This window comes from Cupriavidus basilensis, assembly GCF_008801925.2.
Taxonomy (GTDB): Bacteria; Pseudomonadota; Gammaproteobacteria; order Burkholderiales; family Burkholderiaceae; genus Cupriavidus; species Cupriavidus basilensis.
This window is the reverse complement of record NZ_CP062803.1, coordinates 4,492,756-4,511,828: the sequence shown is the minus strand read 5'-3', so window position 1 is coordinate 4,511,828 and position 19,073 is coordinate 4,492,756. Positions and strand designations below refer to the sequence as shown.

At 67.5% G+C, this 19,073-nt stretch carries 12 protein-coding genes; 2 read left to right on the top strand and 10 right to left on the bottom strand.

Annotated features, from left to right (window positions below; all coding sequences use genetic code 11):
- Window positions 1-53 precede the first annotated feature (53 nt).
- Both F7R26_RS20705 and F7R26_RS20700 read left to right on the top strand, forming a co-directional pair.
- Window positions 54-983 carry a patatin-like phospholipase family protein gene (locus F7R26_RS20705; RefSeq protein ID WP_150986398.1) on the top strand — a complete coding sequence of 310 codons (930 nt, stop codon included), beginning with the start codon at window positions 54-56 and terminating at the stop codon, window positions 981-983.
- Between the two features lie 80 nt (window positions 984-1,063).
- Complete coding sequence (locus F7R26_RS20700; protein ID WP_150986397.1) at window positions 1,064-2,515, top strand: dihydrolipoyl dehydrogenase family protein; 1,452 nt, start codon at window positions 1,064-1,066, stop codon at window positions 2,513-2,515.
- A 14-nt stretch (window positions 2,516-2,529) separates the two neighbouring features.
- Here the strand turns inward: F7R26_RS20700 and F7R26_RS20695 are convergent, their stop codons facing one another.
- The 10 genes from F7R26_RS20695 to F7R26_RS20650 all read right to left on the bottom strand — a co-directional run bounded on the left by F7R26_RS20695 (window position 2,530) and on the right by F7R26_RS20650 (window position 18,755).
- Entirely contained in the window at window positions 2,530-3,429 is a 900-nt protein-coding gene (locus tag F7R26_RS20695; protein WP_193692106.1) for a ChaN family lipoprotein, read from the bottom strand.
- A 52-nt stretch (window positions 3,430-3,481) separates the two neighbouring features.
- Window positions 3,482-3,802 (bottom strand): DUF2149 domain-containing protein, encoded by a 321-nt coding sequence (locus F7R26_RS20690; protein ID WP_150986396.1) that lies wholly within the window; start codon window positions 3,800-3,802, stop codon window positions 3,482-3,484.
- On the bottom strand, window positions 3,799-4,308 hold the full coding sequence (locus tag F7R26_RS20685; protein ID WP_150986395.1) for a MotA/TolQ/ExbB proton channel family protein: 510 nt from the start codon (window positions 4,306-4,308) through the stop codon (window positions 3,799-3,801). The genes F7R26_RS20690 and F7R26_RS20685 overlap by 4 nt, the downstream gene beginning before the upstream one ends.
- Window positions 4,309-4,314: 6 nt before the next feature.
- Window positions 4,315-8,358 (bottom strand): cobaltochelatase subunit CobN, encoded by a 4,044-nt coding sequence (gene cobN / locus F7R26_RS20680; RefSeq protein ID WP_150986394.1) that lies wholly within the window; start codon window positions 8,356-8,358, stop codon window positions 4,315-4,317.
- 44 nt (window positions 8,359-8,402) lie between these two features.
- Entirely contained in the window at window positions 8,403-10,697 is a 2,295-nt protein-coding gene (locus tag F7R26_RS20675) for a TonB-dependent hemoglobin/transferrin/lactoferrin family receptor (RefSeq protein WP_150986393.1), read from the bottom strand.
- A 292-nt stretch (window positions 10,698-10,989) separates the two neighbouring features.
- On the bottom strand, window positions 10,990-14,187 hold the full coding sequence (locus tag F7R26_RS20670) for an efflux RND transporter permease subunit (RefSeq protein WP_150986392.1): 3,198 nt from the start codon (window positions 14,185-14,187) through the stop codon (window positions 10,990-10,992).
- 18 nt (window positions 14,188-14,205) lie between these two features.
- Window positions 14,206-15,450 (bottom strand): efflux RND transporter periplasmic adaptor subunit, encoded by a 1,245-nt coding sequence (locus F7R26_RS20665; protein WP_150986391.1) that lies wholly within the window; start codon window positions 15,448-15,450, stop codon window positions 14,206-14,208.
- Between the two features lie 198 nt (window positions 15,451-15,648).
- Window positions 15,649-16,278, bottom strand: a complete 630-nt coding sequence (locus tag F7R26_RS20660; protein ID WP_150986390.1) for an MOSC domain-containing protein — start codon at window positions 16,276-16,278, stop codon at window positions 15,649-15,651.
- Window positions 16,279-16,415: 137 nt separating this feature from the next.
- Window positions 16,416-17,591 carry an MFS transporter gene (locus F7R26_RS20655; protein ID WP_150986389.1) on the bottom strand — a complete coding sequence of 392 codons (1,176 nt, stop codon included), beginning with the start codon at window positions 17,589-17,591 and terminating at the stop codon, window positions 16,416-16,418.
- 150 nt (window positions 17,592-17,741) lie between these two features.
- Entirely contained in the window at window positions 17,742-18,755 is a 1,014-nt protein-coding gene (locus F7R26_RS20650) for a D-2-hydroxyacid dehydrogenase family protein (protein WP_150986388.1), read from the bottom strand.
- Window positions 18,756-19,073: the final 318 nt, after the last annotated feature.

Below are 19,073 nucleotides of genomic sequence, written 5' to 3'. Positions count from 1 at the left end.
AATTGCACGCCAAATCGCACGCCAAATTGCACGCAATCTCCCAAGCTATCTCCATGCCTGAGCCCCGCAGCCTGACGCCTGCCCCCATCCCGCCCGCCGCCGCCTCGCGGTTCGACCAGGTGGTGTTTGCCGGCGGCGGCAACCGCTGCTGGTGGCAGGCGGGCTGGTGGGATACGGTGGCGCCCGAGCTGGGGCTGCGCCCGCGTGTCATCACGGGGATTTCGGCCGGGGCCGCCACGGCGTGCATGATCTATACGCACGACTCCCGCCAGGTGATGGCGTACTACGGCGAGGTGCTTGCGGGCAACCGGCGCAATGCGTACTGGGGCAACCTGCTGAGCAAGCAGCGCGTGTTTCCGCATTACGGCATCTACCGCACGGCATTGCTGAACATCTTCGGCGAGGGCCGCCTGGCAAACCTGCAGACGGCGCCGGAGATCCGCATCGGCGTGGCCCACATCCCGCGCTGGAGCGGCCCGCGGCTAGCGGTGATGGCCGGGCTGGTCGCCTACAACATCGAGAAACACTGGCTCAAGACCTTGCACCCGCGCCTGGGCCGCAAGCTGGGGTTTCATCCCGAGTTCGTGCGCGCGCAGGACTGCGGCTCGCCCGAGCAGCTGGCGGACCTGCTGCTGCAATCGTCCTCGACCCCGCCCTTCACGCCGGTGCTGCGGCGCGACGGCCGGCCCGTGCTGGATGGCGGCATGGTCGACAATGTGCCGGTCGACGCGCTCGACGCAACGCCCGGCAACGTGCTGGTGCTGGTGACGCGGCTCTATCCGCGCCCGCGCCGCTTTGTCCTGCAACACGGCGCGCAGCGCCGGCTCTACCTGCAACCTTCGCAACGGGTTCCGATCTCGAGCTGGGACTACACCCAGCCCGGCGCGATGATCGGTGCCTACGAACTCGGCCGGCGCGACGGGGAAACCTTTTTGCGTGACTGGCCGTCTGTCATGAAGACGGAGCTTGGCACCGCCGGGTAGCGCTCCAGCGCGCCGGCCGTGCTCGCGGCTCCGTCATCACGATGTGCAATGCGGCCTTCGCGCCGCCACAGGAGGCATTGATGACGAAACGCCAGGCAAGATCCACGACCGAGCGCCAGAGCGCCCGCAGGGCCAGCACCGAGCAGGCTGTCGAGCGAGTCCCCCGTCGTGGCAAGCGCAAGCCCGGCACGCAGCGCGAAGCGGATTTCGTGGTGATCGGTGCCGGCTCGGGCGGCGTGGCGGCTGCGCGGCGCGCGGCCACGCTGGGCGCGCGCGTGGTGCTGGTGGAGCGCGACGCGATCGGCGGCACCTGCATCAACCGCGGCTGCGTGCCCAAGAAAATGCTCTCGTATGGCGCCAGCCTCGCGGCCATACTGTCAGGCTGCCTTTCGCACACCGGCGGCAAGGAAGACTGGAGCGATGCCATTGTGCACGTCAACGCCGAAATGGCGCGGCTGCACGTGGCCTACACGCACCGGCTGCAGCAAGCCGGCGTGGAGCTGCTGCGCGGCGACGCCACGGTCAGCGCCGCCGACCAGGTACAGGTGGGCGCCGAGACCATCCGCGCCAAACGCATCCTGATTGCCACCGGCGCACGGCCGCGCGCGTTGCCGGTGCCGGGTGGCGAGCTGGCCTGCACCTCCGACGACATCTTCACCTGGCAGAGCCTGCCAGCCTCGCTGGTGGTGATCGGCGGCGGCTACGTCGCGGTGGAGCAAGCCTCGATCCTGTCGCGCTATGGCGTCAAGGTGGAGATGCTGGTGCGCGAGGCACGCCTGCTGACGCGCTTTGACCACGAAGTGGCCGAGGCGCTGGCCGAAGCGCTCGCCGCCAAGGGCGTGCGCCTGCATTTCAATGCCGAGGTGACGCTGCTGAACCAGGCCAACGGCGCCATCGACGTGTGCTACCGGCAGCATGGCAATGACCGCATCCAGACCGTGCGCGCGCAGGCGGCGCTGGCGGCGATCGGGCGCGACCCGCATTGGGACGGGCTCGGCCTGGAGGCGCTGGGCATCGCGAAAACGCAGAAGGGCGGCATCCAGGTGGACCGCTCGTTGCGCACCAAGGTGCGCTCGATCCATGCCATTGGCGACGTCATCGACGGCCTGCACCTCACGCCGGTGGCCGGCGCTCAGGGCCGCTGGCTGGCCGACCGCCTGTTCGGCCGCCGCGACGACCGCGCGGATTTCGACCTGGTGCCAACGGCGGTTTTCTGCGAGCCGGCGATCGGCAGCGTGGGACTGACGGAGCATGCGGCCATCGAGGCAGCTGGCAAGCCGGAGCGCATCCACACCGTGGTGCGCCGCTTCGTCTCGCTTGAGAATCGCTTTGCCGGCAGCGAGCAGGCGTCGATGGTCAAGCTGGTGGTGAATGCGCGCAGCGGGCGCGTGCTGGGCGCCCATATGATGGACAACGCCGCGCCCGAGATCATGCAGGCGTTTGCCGTGGCGGTGCGGCTCGGGGTGAAGCTGTCGCACCTGCAGACCACGGTGCAGCTGCATCCCACCGTGGCCGAGGAGCTGTTCGGCTAGGCGCGCCGCCGGATTCAGGCCGGCTCGGCCATTGCCGCCGGCTTGGCGCCCTCGCACGGATCAGGCCGCTTGTGCACCGGCACCAGCACCACGCGATCATAGGCGCCGATCTCGTGGCCGCTGGCCTGCTCCAGGTAACCCACGCTGTAGATCGCGCCCGGCTCGGCGGCGAGCCAGCGCGGCGCGCCCACATCGCGCCGCACGTGGCCGTTGCCGGCGATCAGCACGGCGCCGCGGTCGGCGTATTCGCGCATGGAGGCCGCCATGACCGCATCGCGCGCGGCCTGCGCGTCCAGCATGCCGGGCAGCATGGACTTGGGGAAATTGCCGCAGTGGCCACGGTCAAGCACCGCGGTCTGCTCGGTCACCACGTCCGCGGGCAGCGGCGCGGCGAGGCCGAGGCGCTTGCGCTGCGTCGCATCGAACACGCCGTCCAGCCCGTCGCGCACGATCTTGCTTGCATCCGCGCGCGACAGGTTGGCCGCCACCAGCGGCAGGTCGTAGCGCAAGGCCAGCGCCACTACCGGCGTGTAAAGCTCCCACTGCCAGCTCTTTCCACCCGCCTGCGCCACGACATACGCCGCGTCGCCGGGCCGCTCGCGGCGGGCGCGATCGATATCGGCCTGGCGCTCGCGGTCGAACTGTTCCATCGCGATGGCCGGGCGCCAGCCGGCTGCCAGTGCGTCGGACAACGCCAGCAGGCGCCGCTTTTGCCCATCGGCGTTGTCGTGGACCTCGCCCAGCAGCACATAGGTCTTGCCGGTGAACTGATGCGCGACATCGCCAGCCACGGCGGCGGGTGGCGTGCCGGCGCAACCGGCGAGCGCGGCGAACATGGCGGCCGCGAGCGCCAGTGCGGCGGCGCGGGTAGGGACATAACTGGCTAGGCTGGCAACGCTGTGACGAATCCGCATGGCTAAGTAATCCTGGTTGCGATGGCTCGCTTGTGCTCATTATTGCGCAGTTTTACCGCGCGGCCGCGGCTTCCGGCACATACACCATCGAGCCGTCCTGCAACCGGTACGCCACGCCGGCCTTGGTGCCGTCACCGCTGCCGACCTGGCCGCTGGCCTGGTAGCGCACGACCTTCTCGCCCTGCTTGGAGACGATCTCCATGTTGGGCTTGCCCGGATTGGTGATGATGGTGACGTCCGCGTGCGTGAACGGGTTCATCGGGTTCTGCGCGATGGCCACCAGCAACGCGGCGATCACCACCAGGAACACGTCGATCAGGTTGACTACCGACAGGATGGGATCGTCGGCCTCGCTCTCCTCCAGGAACTTCATGCGTCCACCTCCCACTGCGGTTGATGCTTGCCCAGCCACACCAGCTCCTCGGCGAGCCAGCGGCGACGCACGTTGACCACCCAGAAGGTGATGCTGGCAGCGATCAGCGCAAGAATCACCGCGGAAAACGCGATGGTGAGGTTCTCGCCCACGTTGGCGAGGTTGCCCCCGGACAGGCCCTTGAGCGCGGGCCCCATCGGGATCATGGTGGCCACCAGTCCTAGCATCGGCGCGACGCGCGTGGCAATGCGCGGCCACTCCAGCAGGCGGTGCGCGGTCACGTCAAGCGTGTCCGGGTCCTGGATACGGTGGCGCAGGGCGAACGCGACCAGCACATAGCCGCGCCCCGTCTCAATGCCGTGACGGCGGCGTTGCCAGCCTTGCGTGATGAACTCGCCGAGCGCCCAGAAGGCGTACAGGAACAGCAGCCCGATCAGGGCCAGCGTCGGAAACAGGAACAACTGGCCGACGTCGTACATCAGGGTTTCAAGCAGGGTAGGAGTCATGATGCGTCAGTGGGTTTCGGATTGCTTTTGGAAGAAGGGCGCAGCGCCAGCGCGGCGGCGCGCGCTGAGGGCGCCGCCCAGCATGGCGCCAGCCAGTGCGATGCCGCCGGCAAGCCACGACAGCACGGGCACGAGCGCCGCAGCGGGAGGCTTTTTCTCGACCAGTTGCATGCCTTGCACCGGCACCGTTTGCGGCTGTGCCTTGGGCTCGGGTTGCGGCTTGGGCTGCGCCTGCGCTTGTGCTTGTGCTTGCTGCCGGGCAGGACGCGGCGGCGCCAGCGGGGCCGCGGCCTTCGGCGCGGCGGCGGGCGGTGCCGTCGGAGCCTGCGTGCCATAGCCCGCGGCGCCGGGCGCCATGGCCTGCTGCTGCACGTAGCGATTGAAGCTGCGGTTGTCGCTGCGGATATCGTGCCGCTGCGACAGCGCCCGCCACCTGTCGGCCAGCGTCTTGAGCATCTCGGGATCGGCCCGCCAGTAGCCCTTGCGCGCGGCTTCCAGCATGCGCTCGATTACCTGCGCCTGGGCCTGTGGCGCGTTCTGCTCGAACCATGCGTCCAGGCCGAGCTTGTGCTTGTCCTTGACGTAGACTTCGGCGAACTCGGTCCACTGGTCGTCGCGCACAATCTCCGGCGCGACCGCGGTCCAGCCCCAGAAATTGTTCACGGTATCGAGCACGTTGAGCGCGCCGCTATAGCCCTCGGCCTTCATGCCTTCGATCCAGCCGGGATGGAAGTAGCGCGTGCGCAGCTCGGTGGCGAGGAAGGACGCCGCCGTCTGCGTGCGTGCGCTGTTGGCATCGCGCAGGTTGGAGATCAGCAGCTCCGGCGCCTTGCCCGTCAGGTGGCGCACGGCCAGGCCGATGCCACCGAGATACTGGAAAGGATCGTCGGTAGTCAGCATGCCGTACAGGTTGGAGCTACGCGCCAGCAGCGCGCCCTCCACGCCCTTGAGGTTCTCTGCGTAGAGATTGAGTTGTGGCAGTTTCTCGCCCCACGTCTTCTCGTCGGGCCCATAGCCGTATTGCATGCGCGCGAGATAGAGCTTGGCCAGCTTGGCGTCCGCTTCCTTGCCGCTACCGAAGCTGTCGCTGGCCAGCGTAGCGTCGTTCAGTCCCGTGCCATAGTTGCCGGTCTCGCTGGCGAAGACGCGCGTGAGCGCCAGCGACTCGATGCGCTCCGGGGTCATGTCCGCGGCCTTGCGTTGCGCCAGCCGCGCGCTGAGCGCGCGCGTGCTGGCGGCAACGGCGTTGTCGGGCTCGGGCTGCGCGGCGGCGAGCTTGACCGCTTCGGCCAGCCACTTGATCAGGTTGGGAAAGTGATCGCGATAGAGGCCGGTAGCGGACAGCACCACGTCCACGCGCGGCCGCTTGAGCTCGGCGGCGGGAATCGCTTCCACGCCGACCACGCGGCCGCCGCCGTCCCACTTCGGGCGAATGCCCATGGCGGCCATCGCCTGCGCCTCCAGCATGCCCTGATGGCGCATGGTCTCCACGCTCCACAGCGAGAAGGCCAGCTTGGTGGGCCATTTGCCGTGGCGCTTGCGCCAGTCGGCAATCATGCTCTCGGCCGTGGCCTGGCCGGCCTGCCACGCTTCGCGGCTAGGTACCTTCGAGGGATCGAACCCATACAGGTTGCGCCCGGTCGGCAGTGCGTCGGGATGGCGCACCGGGTCGCCGCCGGTGCCGGCCAGCACGTAGCCCCCGGCCAGCGCGGTGAGGATGGATGCGCTCTCCGGCGCGGCATCCAGGCTGGCGTACAGCGTGCGGGCACGCTCCATGTCTTCGCGCTGTCTGGCGTCGGCAAGGTTGGTCAGCGGCGCGCCGTCGATCACGTACTTGCGCAGCATGGCGTACGGCGCCGATTGCGCGAGCTGCTTGTAGTCGAGCGCGAACAGTTCTTCCGGCTCGTCGGGAAACACGCGCTTGAGCCACGGTTGCCCGAGCATGGCCATCACCGTGTACAACCGCAGCTCGGGATCCTGCGACTGGCCGAACGTATGCAGGCCGTAGGGCTGCAATGCCCCGGCGAGCTCGTGCAGATGCGTGTGCAGCGCATCGAGGTATTCGGCAAACTGCGCGCTCGCGCGGGCTTGCGGCCAGCCCATGTCGTCGAGCAGGTGCATGCGCGCGCTGCGCTTGAGGATGTCCTCGCGCAGCGTGTCCTTCACTGCGCCGTCGTCCTGCTGCAGGTAGTTGTGCAACTGGTCGTGCAGCGCCGACAGATCCGTGTGCAGGCCCGCCGGCTTGAACGGCGGCGTCTGGTGGCTGACGATGGTGGCGCGGCCACGGCGCTTGGCCTGCAGTGCCTCGCCGACGTCATCGACGATATAGGGATAGATCACCGGCACGCTGCCGAGCACCAGGTAGGGCTGGTCGGTCACGGACAGGCCGCGCTCCTTGCCCGGTGTCCATTCCTGCGTGCCGTGGGTGCCGTAGTGCACCAGCGCCTCGCGCCCTTCGCGCGCCCACAGGTAGGCCGCCATGTAGAAATGGCTAAGCGGCGTCTTGGTGGAGTGATAGAGCGCTTTCTCGGCGGCTTCGTCGCGCTCGCCGCGTGGCGGTACCGGCATCAGGGCCACGTTGCCGAGTTGCAGGCGCGGGATGGCGAAGCCGGCCACGCCGTTGCGCCGGATCGCCATCGACGAGGCTTCGGGTTCGCCCCAGCGCGCGCTGACCTCGGCGCGAAACGCAGCAGGTTGCGCGTCGTACCAGCGGCGGTATTGCGTCATCGGCATCCACACCGCGCGATCCGCGTCGAGCAGCGCGGCAAGTTGTCCATCGCGATAGAAGGGTGCGAGCAATGCGCCCAGATCACGCTGCAGCGCGAGCGCATCCGCAGCATCGGTACGGTAGCCGGCCCCATGCAATGCGGCCAGCGTGGACGACAGGCTGCGCGGCAGGTTGAGGAACGATGCCGACAGGTTCTTCTCGCCCGCCGGATAGTTGTAGAACAGGATCGCCACGCGCTTGTCGGCGTTCGGCGTGCGCTGCAGGCGCGTGAGCGCCAGCGCCTTGTCCGCCACGGCATCGAGCTGCGCCGGCAGGCTGACGATACTGCCGTCCTTGTGCGAGGTGGCTGCGGCCAGCATGGGATCGCTCACGCCGGCCAGCTCGGGCTGCACGAGGTAGAAGGGCGTGTCCGTGAGGCTGATGCCGTGCGGGTCGCGCTCCCAGTCCTGCGCGTCGCCCTTGCGATAAGGCATGACCTGCAGCACCGGGATGCCGAGCGCCTCGAACTCCGTCTTGCGGCCAGCCGCGTTGAGCATGATCTGGCCGTTGATGAGCACGTCGACGATGCGCTTGCCGCCAGGCGCGGCCATGTGCTGCACGCCGCCCGCCTCCATGACGCCGCTATAGAACACCAGCGCGCGCGCGCCGCGCGCTTCGATGCGCGCGATCAGGTCGTCGATAAAGGCACTGTCCAGCCCCGACACGTAGGCCTGGTGGATGGCGACGCCGATCACCGGTTCACCGGCGTGGCCGGACACCTTGAGTGCATCTTCCGGCGAGGCCGTCACCACGCTGGCAAGCCGCGGATGGTAGTAAGCGGCCTTGGGGAATACGACTGGCGCGGGAATAGCGTTGTCCACATGCAGCTTGAACTGCTGCGCAGCCAGCGTGCGCATCATCGCGTCGAAGTTGGCACGGCCGCCATTGACGTAGTACGCCTGCAGCTTCGCGCCCAGCGCGTTATCCACGCCGTGCGCGTCGAAGCGGTCAGTGGCAATCAGCAGGCGCGGCACGCGCGCATGGGTCCACAGCGGCCCGAGCTTGGCCAGCATCTCGGTGACGATATGGTCGCGTGGCGCATCCAGGATCAGCAGGCTGGCGCCGTCGATAAACGGCGCGATATCCTGCGCGTTCATGCGCTCCAGGTAGCGCGCATCCAGCGTCATGCCGTGCGCGCGCGCCATGGCCTGCAGCGGCTCGAACTTGCCGGCGGGCACGGGCGAGGTGGTCAGCACCGCGATGCGCGGCGCTGCCGACGCTGGCTGCATGCCGAGCACCAGCCAGGTTATCCACAGCAGGCACAACGCGCGGACAAGCCGCATCCTGGTTTTATCTTGTGGGGACATGTCGGTCGATTCGCCTCTGGTCAGAACGACAGCTTCACGCTGGCGGCAAAGGTGCGTCCTGGCTGCGTATAGAAGTCCAGGCCCGGCTCGCTGGCGGCCACGCTGCCTTGGCGCACATCGCCCCACAACCAGTACTTTTTGTCGAACACGTTATTCACCGAAAGCACCAGGCTGGCGTAGCGGTTAAAGCGCCACCAGCCCTGGATGTCGGCCACGCCATAGCCGCCCGGCTTGAAGTAGGCGAAGGAGGTGTCGTCGGTGCGCGTCACGGCGCGCGCGCCGCGCCAGCGCAGGCTTGCGCCCTGGCCCTGGCTGCTGCTGCCGCGCTCCCACGTCAGCGCGGCGCTGGCGCGCAGCGGCGAGACGCTGTTGAGGGGCTGGCCGGTCTGCTCGTTGTTGCCGTGCGCGTAGGCCACGGCGCTGTCCACGCGCCATTGCGGCAGGAAGCGGTAGCTGCCGCGCCACTCGGCGCCGTAGATGCGCACGCTGCTCTGGTTGCGGTACTGGTATGTCGCGCGCAGGCCGGCAAGACAAGCGGGATCCGACGGGCAGCGCAGCGCGACTTGCTCGATGAAGTCCTTGTAACGGTTGTCGAACACCGCGACGCTGGTCTGCACGCGTTCATCCGTATAGCGCGCGCCGATCTCGAACGAGCGGCTCTTCTCCGGGTTCAGGTCGCCATTGGGCGCGGCGCCGTAGCCCTGGATGGTGTTGCGAAAGCTGCCGTTGATCTCCTGGTAGTTGGGCGCGCGGTATCCGAATACGTACTGGGCCCACAGGTTGATGCGGTCGGTGGCCTGCCACAGCGCGGAGAGCTTGGGCGACAGTGCCGAATCGCTCTTGCTGATGGCGGGCTTGGAAGCCACGCTGTTGTAGAGCTTGTCGTCATCCGGGCCGAGCGAGTAGTGGTCAAAGCGCAGGCCCGGCGTGAGCGTGAAGCGGCCGCCGGCGAACTGCAGCTCATCCTGCACGAAGATGCCGGTCTGGCGCGTTTCGCCCTTGGGGAAATCGTGGATCGGGAAGTTGTCGCCGGCCAGCGATTTGGACACCACGCCGGTGGTGCGGTTGTAGGTGGTGCCGTCGCGCATCTCGCTGGTCTGGGTACGCAGGAAGTCCACGCCGGTGATCAGCCGGTGGCCGACAACGCCGGTATTGAACGACTTGTCGGCCTGCAAGTTGAAGCCGGTCTGCTGCTGGCGAAAACCGAACAGCAGGTTGACGTCACACAGGCTGGTGCCCGCGGTGGAGCCCGAGCAACCCGAACTGGTACGGCTGCGCACCTGGTTGGTCACGGTGTTGGACTCGCTCTCCTGGTAGAACACCGACGCGCTCAGGCGATCGATGACGCGGCTGGCCGGCTTCCATTCGTAGTCCAGGCTGACGCGGTTGCGCGACAGGTCCTCGGTGCCGTTGGCGGAGGTCACGCGCGGCAGCGCGGTGGACAGCCGGCGGATATCGGTGAAGGTGTCGTTGTCGCGATGCTCGTAAGTCAGCTTGAGGCGATGGCCCGCGGCCGGGTCGAGCACGATCTTGCCGAGCCACGCGTTGGTCTCGCTGTTCTGCGGATTGGCCTTGGTGCGGCCGGTCGACGTGGTGTCGTTGCCACCCATGCTCTGCACTTCGTGCCCCTTGCGGTGCGCGTACATGAACAAGCCCTTGATGGTCTCGTTGCCGCCGGCCACGCCCGCGGTCTGGCCGAAGCTGCGGTCGATGCCGTTCCACGACAGCCCGGCTTCGCCCCCCACCGCGCGCCCGCGCATGATGTCTTCGGGATCCTTGGTGACATACGACACCACGCCGCCGATAGCGTCCGAGCCGTACAGGCTGGACGCCGGCCCGCGCAGCACCTCGACCCGCTTGAGGAAGGAGAACTCGGGCGCGTCGCGCGTGGCGCTGGACAGGTTGGAGGGGCCGCCGCCGTTGTAGTAGTCGGGCAGGCGCACGCCATCGACCATCAGCAGCACACGGTTGTCTTCGATGCCGCGGATATTGATGCTGCCGGCACCAAAGCGGCGGCGGTCGCGGGGCACATCGATATCGGGCTCATCGGCGAACAGGGCGGTCTCGTCAACGGGCTGGGCGCGTTCGATCCGGCTGGCGTCAATGGCGGTGATGGTGGAGGCAACGGCATCGGCGCGCTCCTCGGTGCGCGTGGCGGTGACCACCACCTCGCTTAAGTGGCGGGCCGGATCGGCGGCCGGCTCGGCAGCCAGGACGGGACCGCCAAGGGCGGCGCAGACGGCGGCGATGGGCGTGACTCGGGTGACTCGGATAGAGGCAGAGGCGCGCAAGCGCGCCAGACAGCGGCGTTTCATGGAATTTCCCCAAAGAAAGCGAAACGCTGGCTGGCTAGTGCGAAGACTGTGGCTGGCTCGCGTGGTCAGGCGTGGCTCGGCGAACCCGGTCACGCATTATTGAGAATGCGAATTATTATCAATAAGTAACTATTTGTAAAGCATGGATCACCACAATCCCTGCCCCCGCGTACGGAGCGCCCCGATTGGTGGCAATGCCGCAACGAAGCCGCAACGCTGCCGAAACAAAAAGGGCGGTGCCGACCGATCCGGCACCGCCCCCGAGGCGTCGCGATTGGCTACGGCAGCACGCTCAGTGCGCAGCCTCCCCACCCACCAGGGCCGGCAGGCGATTGCCTTGTTCGTCGATCTGCAGCGGGCCGGTGCCCGAGAACCGATCGAGCGCCAGATAGATCACCGGCGTGATGAACAGCGTGATCACCTGCGAGAACAGCAGGCCGCCCACCACCGCCAGGCCCAGCGGCTGGCGCAGCTCGGCGCCCGCGCCCAGGCCGAGCGCCAGTGGCAGCGCGCCCATCACGGCGGCGAAGGTCGTCATCATGATCGGGCGGAAGCGCAGCAGGCAGGCCTGCCGGATCGCGCGCGCCGGGGCCATGCCCTGCTCGCGCTGCGCCGCCAGCGCGAAGTCGATCATCATGATGGCGTTTTTCTTGACGATCCCGATCAGCATCAGCACGCCGATGGTGGCGATCAGCGACAGCTCCACATCGAAGAGGAAGAGCGTCAGCAGCGCGCCAACGGCCGCCGACGGCAGGCCGGCCAGGATGGTCAGCGGATGGATGTAGCTCTCGTACAGCACGCCCAGCAGCGTGTAGATCACCGCGAGCGCCGCCACCAGCAGCAGCACCTGCGTAGCCTGGGACGACTGGAACACCGCCGCGTCGCCGCCCCAGCTCGTGAAGATCGAGCCAGGCATGGCGATCTCTTGCTTGTAGACATCGATCTTGGCGGAGGCCGCGCCAAGCGCCGCGCCCGGCGCAAGGTTGAACGACACCGTCACCGAGGGCAGCTGGCCCTGGTGGTTCACGGCAATTGGCCCGACCCGGCGCTCGGTAGTCGCGAAGGCGGAGATCGGCACCATCTGCCCGGTCTTGCTGCGCACGTAGAGCTTGGAGAACGCGGTCTCGTCGGCACGGTCGATATCGGCCGCCTGCAGGATCACGTAGTAGTTGTCGATCGGGGTATAGATGGTCGACACCTGGCGCTCGCCAAAGGCGGAGTACAGCGCCTGGCGCACGTCCTGGATCTGCACGCCCAGCGCATTGGCCTTGTCGCGGTCAATCGACAGCTGCGCCTCCAGGCCCGATTGCTGAGAATCGCTGGTGACATCGCGGAACAGCGGATCGGCGCGCATCTTGCCCATCAGCTTGTCGGAGTATTCCTGCAGCTGGCCGGCCTTCACGCTTTGCAGCGTGTACTGGTAGCGGCTCTTGCTCTGGCGCCCGCCCAGGCGCAGGTTCTGCACCGGCGAGAAGTAGACCGCCAGGCCGGCGATGCCCGACACGTCCTTGCGCAGGGACTCCACCACCTTGGCCATCTTGGGGCGCTCGCCCAGCGGCTTGAGCTCGATGAACATGCGGCCCGTGTTGATGGCGGGGGAGGGGCCGCCACCGATCGAGATCACGATGCTGCGCACCGCCGGGTTCTTGCGCATGCGCTCGGCCGCATCGCGCAGTCGGTCGGCCATGGCGTCGAAGGAAATATCCTGCGGGCCTTCGGCATTGACCTGGATCTGCCCGATGTCTTCTTCCGGGAAGAAGCCCTTGGGGATCATCACGAACAGCACCGCGGTCAGCACGAAGGTCAGGCCGGCCACCGCCAGCACCGACTTGCGGTGCGCCAGGCACCAGTCAAGCCCGCGCGCATAGCGGTGGAGCGTGAATTCGAACAGGTTCTCGAACCACTGGGTGGAGCGCAGCCCGATGGTCTGCTTCTGCACGATGGCCGGCGCGTGGCTGGCATCCGCGTGGTCGCCATAGGCATGTTGCGACTCGTCGATCGGCACGTTCTCGGCCGACAGGAAGCGCGCGCACAACATCGGGATCAGCGTGAGCGACACCAGCGCCGATACCAGAATGGCCAGCGACACCACCGCCGCGAACTCGTGGAACAGCAAGCCGATCACGCCCGGCATGAAGAAGATGGGGATGAACACCGCCACCAGCGAGATCGAGATCGAGAGGATGGTGAACCCCATCTCGCGCGAGCCGACCAGCGCGGCCTTGAGCGGCGGCACGCCCTCCTCGATATGGCGCACGATGTTTTCCAGCATCACGATGGCGTCGTCCACCACCAAACCCACGGCGAGCGTAATGGCCAGCAGCGACACATTGTCCAGGCTGTAGCCGAAGGCCTTCATCAGCGCCACCGTGCCGATCAGCGAGATCGGCAGCGACACGGTGGGAATCAGCGTGGCGGCGGCGCGGCGCAGGAACAGGAAAATCACCATCACCACCAGCCCGACGGTCAGGGCCAGCGTGAACTGCACGTCGTGGATGGATTCGCGGATCGACTGCGAGCGGTCGTTGACCACCGCCACGTTGACCGAATCCGGCATCTGCTGGATCAGGCGCGGCAGCGCGTTCTTGATGGCGTCCACCACCGCCACCGTATTGGCATCCGGCTGGCGCAGCACGGCCAGCACGATCGAGCGCTCGTTGTTGAGCCAGCTGCCGGTCTTGATGGTCTCGACGCTGTCTTCCACATCGGCCACGTCAGACAGCCGCACCAGCGCGCCGCTGGGCTGGCTGGCCACGATGATGTTGCGGAACGCGTCGGCGCTGGCAAGCTGGCGGTTGGCCTGGATGGTGAGCGTCTGGCGCGCGCCGTCCAGCGTGCCGACCGGCGTATTGGCGTTGGCGCGGTTCAGCGCCGTGGCCAGCTCATCCAGCGTGAGGCCGCGCGCGGCAAGCGCGTCCGGGTGGGCGCGCACGCGCACGGCGAAACGCTTTTGCCCGAACACCTGCACCTGCGCCACGCCTGGCAAGGTGGCCAGGCTGGGCGAGATCAGGTTGTCGCCGAAGGCGTTGAGCTCGGCCAGGCTCATGGCCGGCGAGTTGATCGCCAGCAGCAGCACCGGCGCATCGGCCGGGTTGACCTTGCGGTACGACGGCGGCACCGTCATTTCGATCGGCAGCGCGCGCTGCGCGCGGAACAGCGCCGCCTGCACGTCCACGGCCGCGGCGTCGATGTCGCGGTCGTTGTTGAACTCGATGGTGATGCTGGAGTTGCCGAGCGTGTTCGACGAGCTGATCACCGACACGCCGGGAATGGTGGCGAACTGCTTTTCCAGCTGGGTCGCCACCGAGGCCGCCATGGTCTCGGGGCTGGCCCCTGGCAAGGTGGCCGTGACCTGGATCACCGGCGAGTTGAACGACGGCAACGCCGCGATCGGGATGGTGGGGTAGAGCGCAATACCGGTGACGATCACTGCCAGGCATAGCAGGATCGTCATCACCGGGCGGCGGATACAAAGCTCGGACAGGGTCATGGTGTCAGTGCCCTGGGCTCAGTGCTTGGCATTGGCGTTCGCATCGGCGGCGGCAGCGCTTGCCGCGCCGGCCTTGGCCGCGGGCGTCGCTTCCCGCACCATGCTGCCGGCGCGCAGGTTCTGCGCGCCTTCCACCACCACGCGCGTGCCGGGCGGCACGCCCTCGATCACGGCGGCGCTGGCAGTGGAGACCTGCACCTTCACCGGCATCGGCTTGACGCGGTTGTCCGCCTGCACCGCATAGACAAAGCGGCCTTCCGGCCCCGTCACCACCGCCTGCGGCGGCACCGACAGCGCGTTCTTCAAGGTCTGCACCACGGCGTCCACGTTGGCATACGTCCCCGGCCACAGGCGCTGCTCGTCGTTGTCGAACTGCGCCTTGACGCGGATGCTGCCGTACTGCGGGTCCACCGTGTTATCCACAAAGCTGATCTTGCCGGTCACGGGGGTCTTGCTGCCGTCGTTGGGCAGCGCGGTCACGGCAACAGGGCCGGCGTGCAGGGCCTCGCGCAGCGCGGCGAGCTGGCGCTCGGGCAGGGTGAAGGTGACGGCAATCGGCTGCACCTGGGCGATGGTGACCATCGGCAGGGCGCTGTTGGGCGTCACCAGCGAGCCGGGGAACATGTTGATCACGCCGGTGCGCCCGCCGATGGTGGCGCGGATGGCGCCATAGCTGACCGCCACGCGGCTGGCCTCGATGGCGGCCTGGTCGGCGCGCAGGGTGGCCTCAAAGCCGTCGACCTTGGCCTGGGCCGTATCCACCGCGCTCTTGGAGATGAAGTTTCGCTCCAGCAGCTCATTGCTGCGCGCCAAGGTGCGGCGAGCATCGTGCAGGTCGGCCTGGTCGCGCATCAGCTGGGCCTGGGCCTTGGCGAGGTTGGCCTCGTCCATGCGGGTGTCGAGCGTGAAGAGCAGGTCGCCCGGCTTGACGGTCTGGCCCTCCTTGATATGCACGGTGCGCACGGTGCTGGACACTTGCGGGCGGATCTCCACCGTGGCGAGCGCACTCACCGTGCCGTTGGCCGTCACCCGCAGCGGCACGTCGCCCTGCTGCACCACGGCGGTCGTCACCACCACCACGGGCGGCGCCTTGGCCGCCGGCTTGGGCGCCGTCCAGGCACGCCAGCCGAACCATCCGCCAGCAGCCAGCGCGATCAAGACCGCGCCGAGCAACCAGGGCGACATGCCCTTGCCGGTACCCGTGGAAGAACTCCACTTAGCGTCGACGAAGCCCTTGGCCTGGTCGATCCCGTTCGTTTTCATGTGAGGACTCTCTGACAGTGCGCGCAAAATGCGCCCGCTCCCCCGTGGCCCGGCCTTCTGGGAAGCCGGTGCCGCGCCGCGGAAAACCGCTAGTAGTACAGGATCAGGGGCGTTGAAGGCCAGTACCCATGCAATCCGCGCCATTACAAACTATTACAGCGCGGAAGGATGCCTGCTTGTATCGCGAGCCAAACATTATCAGAAAAGCGGGGCCTGGCGGCCATTGCGTTGCCGGGTGTTGATGCTTTCTATCGCCACGTCGCGCGGTCCTGGCTCGATGACCACCGCGGCGCCGGCCTGGAGATCGCCCGGGGTGGCCACGCTCAGGTAAAAGCCGGAATACCCGCTTTGCACCATATGCTTGATCGCATGGCGGTAGCCCATCACGGCGTTGAACTTGTAGCAGGGCTGGCGCGGCGACTCCACCCGGAGCACGACGTTGCCAATGCGCAGCAGATCCCCCACCCACAGATCGGTCTCGAGCACGCCCTCCAGGGTCAGGTTTTCGCCCATGGCACCCGGCACGAGCGGCTTCTCGGCTTCAGGCAGCCGTGCTTCCCGGCGGCGCGCGTTCCACCAGTCGTAGTGTTCGGCCGGGTAGGCGTAGACCGCCTTGTCCAGGCCACCATGCACGCTCAGGTCAGCCTGCTCGTCGCCTGCCAGCCCCAGCGGGCGCACCGCCACCGACAGCGGGTGCAGCAAGGTGCTGAGCGGATGCTTGCGGATGCCGGACATCACCACCGCCTCGGTGCCCACCGCCGCCACGAAGAGCGGGACCGCCTTGCCAACGCTGATGGCGATGAGGCGCATGCCGTTGGATGTGCTCATGCCGTCTCCTTGATCCTGTGTTCTTTATCTTAGCGCCGGGATTTTCCAAACAGCGGTATCAAGCGGCTGCCGCGTGTGCGGCGCCGCACGGCTGGCGGCTTTGTCTGCTTTGTCCAGCGGGTTGTGAGTCGGCTGGCTCAGGCCTGCTGCCGTGCCGTCTCGCGCAGGCACCAGCGCTGCCCCAGCACCCGCGCCCGCTGCGACACCACCAGTGCCAAGAGCATCAGCGCTGCCGCCCCCCAGTGCAGGGAGTCGGGGCCGGCGGTCGCGTAGATCGCCGCACCGCCCATCGCGCCCAGGGCCTGGCCGAGGTAGATGGAAGACGAGTTGAGCGAGATCGATACCGCCGCGCGCTCCGGCGCCAGCGCAACCAGCCGCGCCTGCTGCGCGCTGTTGGTGGCAAAGCCGCCGACACCCCACAGCATGAAGATCAGCACCAGCGCCACCGGCCCCAGTGTCGCCAGCGGCCACAGCAGCATGGCCGCCAGCGAGGTCAGCATGGCGGCCTGAACGATGCGCGCGGGCGTGGCCCGGTCCATGCGCGACGCCGCCAGCACATTGCCGCTGACGCCGCAGGCGCCGTAAGCCAGGAACATCAGGCTGAGCGTGCCGCCGCTGATGCCATGCACGTCGCGCAGCAGCGGGGCGATATAAGTAAACAGCGTGAACATCCCGGCCGACTGGATCATGGTGGTGGCCACCACCAGCACCATCGGCGTGTGCCGAAGCACCGCGCCCCAGGCCGCCCGGCCCACCGGTTCCACATACAGGCGCGCAGGCAAGGCCCGCCACACGCCCACCGACGCGCCCAGCGCCAGCAAGCCCACCAGCCCCATGCTGAAGCGCCAGCCCAGCGTGCTGGCGATCCACGTCCCCATCGGCACGCCCACCACGCTGGCCACGCTCCAGCCCAGGAAGACAAAGCTGATGGCGCGCCCGCGCGTCTGCGCGTTGACCAGCAACGGCAGGGTGGCGGCAGCCTGCGGGGTGAAGATGGCCGCGCCGATGGCAGTCAGGAAGCGGATCGCCATCAGGCTGGCAAAGCTCGGCGCAAAGGCCGCGGCCAGGTGCATCGCTGCATAGACCAGCAATGAGCCCGCCAGCAGCAGCCGGCGGTCGATGCGCGAGCCGAGCGTGGCGAACAAGGGCGCGCCGACGCAGGTCGCCAGCGCAAACACGGAGATCAACTGGCCTGCGGTGCCGGCTCCAAGCTGGAAATCGCCGGCAATGTCATTGAGCATGCCGGTGACGATCATCGCGCCGGTGCCGATGACAAAATTGCCAAGGCACAGCATCACGAGCCTGGGATCCATGGCGACAGGGCGGGGAATGGAGGTGCGGAGGACGGAAAACGCGGCCAGAGGCCGCGCGGGAAGTCCGAGTGTAGCGGTTTTGCCCGGTTCGCGTTGAGCGTAGCGCACTCGCCGGCGAGGATGCCGGCTTGGGCGCCTGCGGGCTGGCGCTTAGCGTGACAGCGCCGGGGTCAGCGCCTTGGGATTGGCGATGCTGTCATGCTTGCCGCTCAGCACATCGAGGATGTTCTGGAAGGCGATGCGGAAGTACATCTCATAGCTTTCGCGTTCGACATAGCCCAGGTGCGGCGTGCAGATGCAGTTTTCCATGCGAAGCAGGGCGTGGCCCTGCAGGATGGGCTCGGACTCGAACACATCGACCGCCGCCATGCCGGGGCGGCCGCGGTTGAGCGCGGCCAGCAGGGCGTTTTCCTCGACCAGCTCGGCGCGGCTGGTGTTGACGAACAGCGCGGTGGGCTTCATGCGGGAGAAGTCGGCCAGCTTGACCAGCCCGCGGGTCTCGTCATTCAGGCGCAGGTGCAACGACAGCACATCGCTGTCGGTAAACAATTGCTCCTGCGACTCGGCCACGGCCAGGCCGTCCTCGCGCGCGGCTTTTTGCGAGTTCTCGCGTCCCCATACCAGCACATGCATGCCGAAGGCGCGGCCGTAGCCCGCCAGCAGCTTGCCGATCTTGCCGTAGCCCCAGATCCCGAGCGTCTGCCCGCGCAGCACCTGGCCCAGGCCGAAGTTGGGCGGCATGGTGGTGGACTTGAGCCCGGACTGCTGCCACGCGCCATGCTTGAGGCTGGCCACGTACTGGGGAATGCGGCGCTGGGCCGCCATGATCAGGGCCCAGGTGAGCTCGGCCGGGGCCACGGGCGAGCCCGCGCCTTCCAGCACCACCACGCCGCGCTCCGTACAAGCCTCGACGTCCACATGGCCGCCAACGCGCCCGGTCTGGCTGATGATCTTGAGTTTGGGGAGTTTTTCCAGCAGTTGCCGGGTGATGCGCGACCGTTCGCGGATAAGCACTACGGCTTCCACATCGGACAGGCGTGCCGCCAGCTGGCCAACGCCCTTGACAGTGTTGTTGAACACCTTGACGTCGTGACCATCGAGCAGGCTGAAGCACGACAGCTTGCGAACGGCATCCTGATAATCGTCGAGTACGGCAATCTTCATCGGAGACTCTATTTTGGCTATCGCAAGGTGCGCACACCCACATTGCGGCGCACCCATCAAAGTTATAGTTTTAGCATCTGCCGCCCGACACCGCACCGAGTGCGCAACGTGGCGGGAACAATCCCGCGCGACGCGAAAGTGAGCCGGCGCACAGGCAAACGAGACAATACGGCATGGCCCGGAATCGCGCACAAACATTGCTGCGGAGCAAAAAACAGCGGCGCGCGGCGGTGGTATCCTTGCCGGTTTCGGTGCCGCCCCAGATTGTCGGTCGAGCCTTGCTCCCGACACCCGGGCCGTGCCGGACAAAGCCTGCGC

Excerpts from the sequence above, each read along its gene's own strand:
- F7R26_RS20705 (WP_150986398.1), top strand. The coding sequence starts at position 54 with ATGCCTGAGCCCCGCAGCCTGACGCCTGCCCCCATCCCGCCCGCCGCC.
- F7R26_RS20700 (WP_150986397.1), top strand. The coding sequence starts at position 1,064 with ATGACGAAACGCCAGGCAAGATCCACGACCGAGCGCCAGAGCGCCCGC.
- F7R26_RS20695 (WP_193692106.1), bottom strand. The coding sequence starts at position 3,429 with ATGCGGATTCGTCACAGCGTTGCCAGCCTAGCCAGTTATGTCCCTACC.
- F7R26_RS20690 (WP_150986396.1), bottom strand. The coding sequence starts at position 3,802 with ATGAAGTTCCTGGAGGAGAGCGAGGCCGACGATCCCATCCTGTCGGTA.
- F7R26_RS20685 (WP_150986395.1), bottom strand. The coding sequence starts at position 4,308 with ATGACTCCTACCCTGCTTGAAACCCTGATGTACGACGTCGGCCAGTTG.
- cobN (WP_150986394.1), bottom strand. The coding sequence starts at position 8,358 with ATGCGGCTTGTCCGCGCGTTGTGCCTGCTGTGGATAACCTGGCTGGTG.
- F7R26_RS20675 (WP_150986393.1), bottom strand. The coding sequence starts at position 10,697 with ATGAAACGCCGCTGTCTGGCGCGCTTGCGCGCCTCTGCCTCTATCCGA.
- F7R26_RS20670 (WP_150986392.1), bottom strand. The coding sequence starts at position 14,187 with ATGACCCTGTCCGAGCTTTGTATCCGCCGCCCGGTGATGACGATCCTG.
- F7R26_RS20665 (WP_150986391.1), bottom strand. The coding sequence starts at position 15,450 with ATGAAAACGAACGGGATCGACCAGGCCAAGGGCTTCGTCGACGCTAAG.
- F7R26_RS20660 (WP_150986390.1), bottom strand. The coding sequence starts at position 16,278 with ATGAGCACATCCAACGGCATGCGCCTCATCGCCATCAGCGTTGGCAAG.
- F7R26_RS20655 (WP_150986389.1), bottom strand. The coding sequence starts at position 17,591 with ATGGATCCCAGGCTCGTGATGCTGTGCCTTGGCAATTTTGTCATCGGC.
- F7R26_RS20650 (WP_150986388.1), bottom strand. The coding sequence starts at position 18,755 with ATGAAGATTGCCGTACTCGACGATTATCAGGATGCCGTTCGCAAGCTG.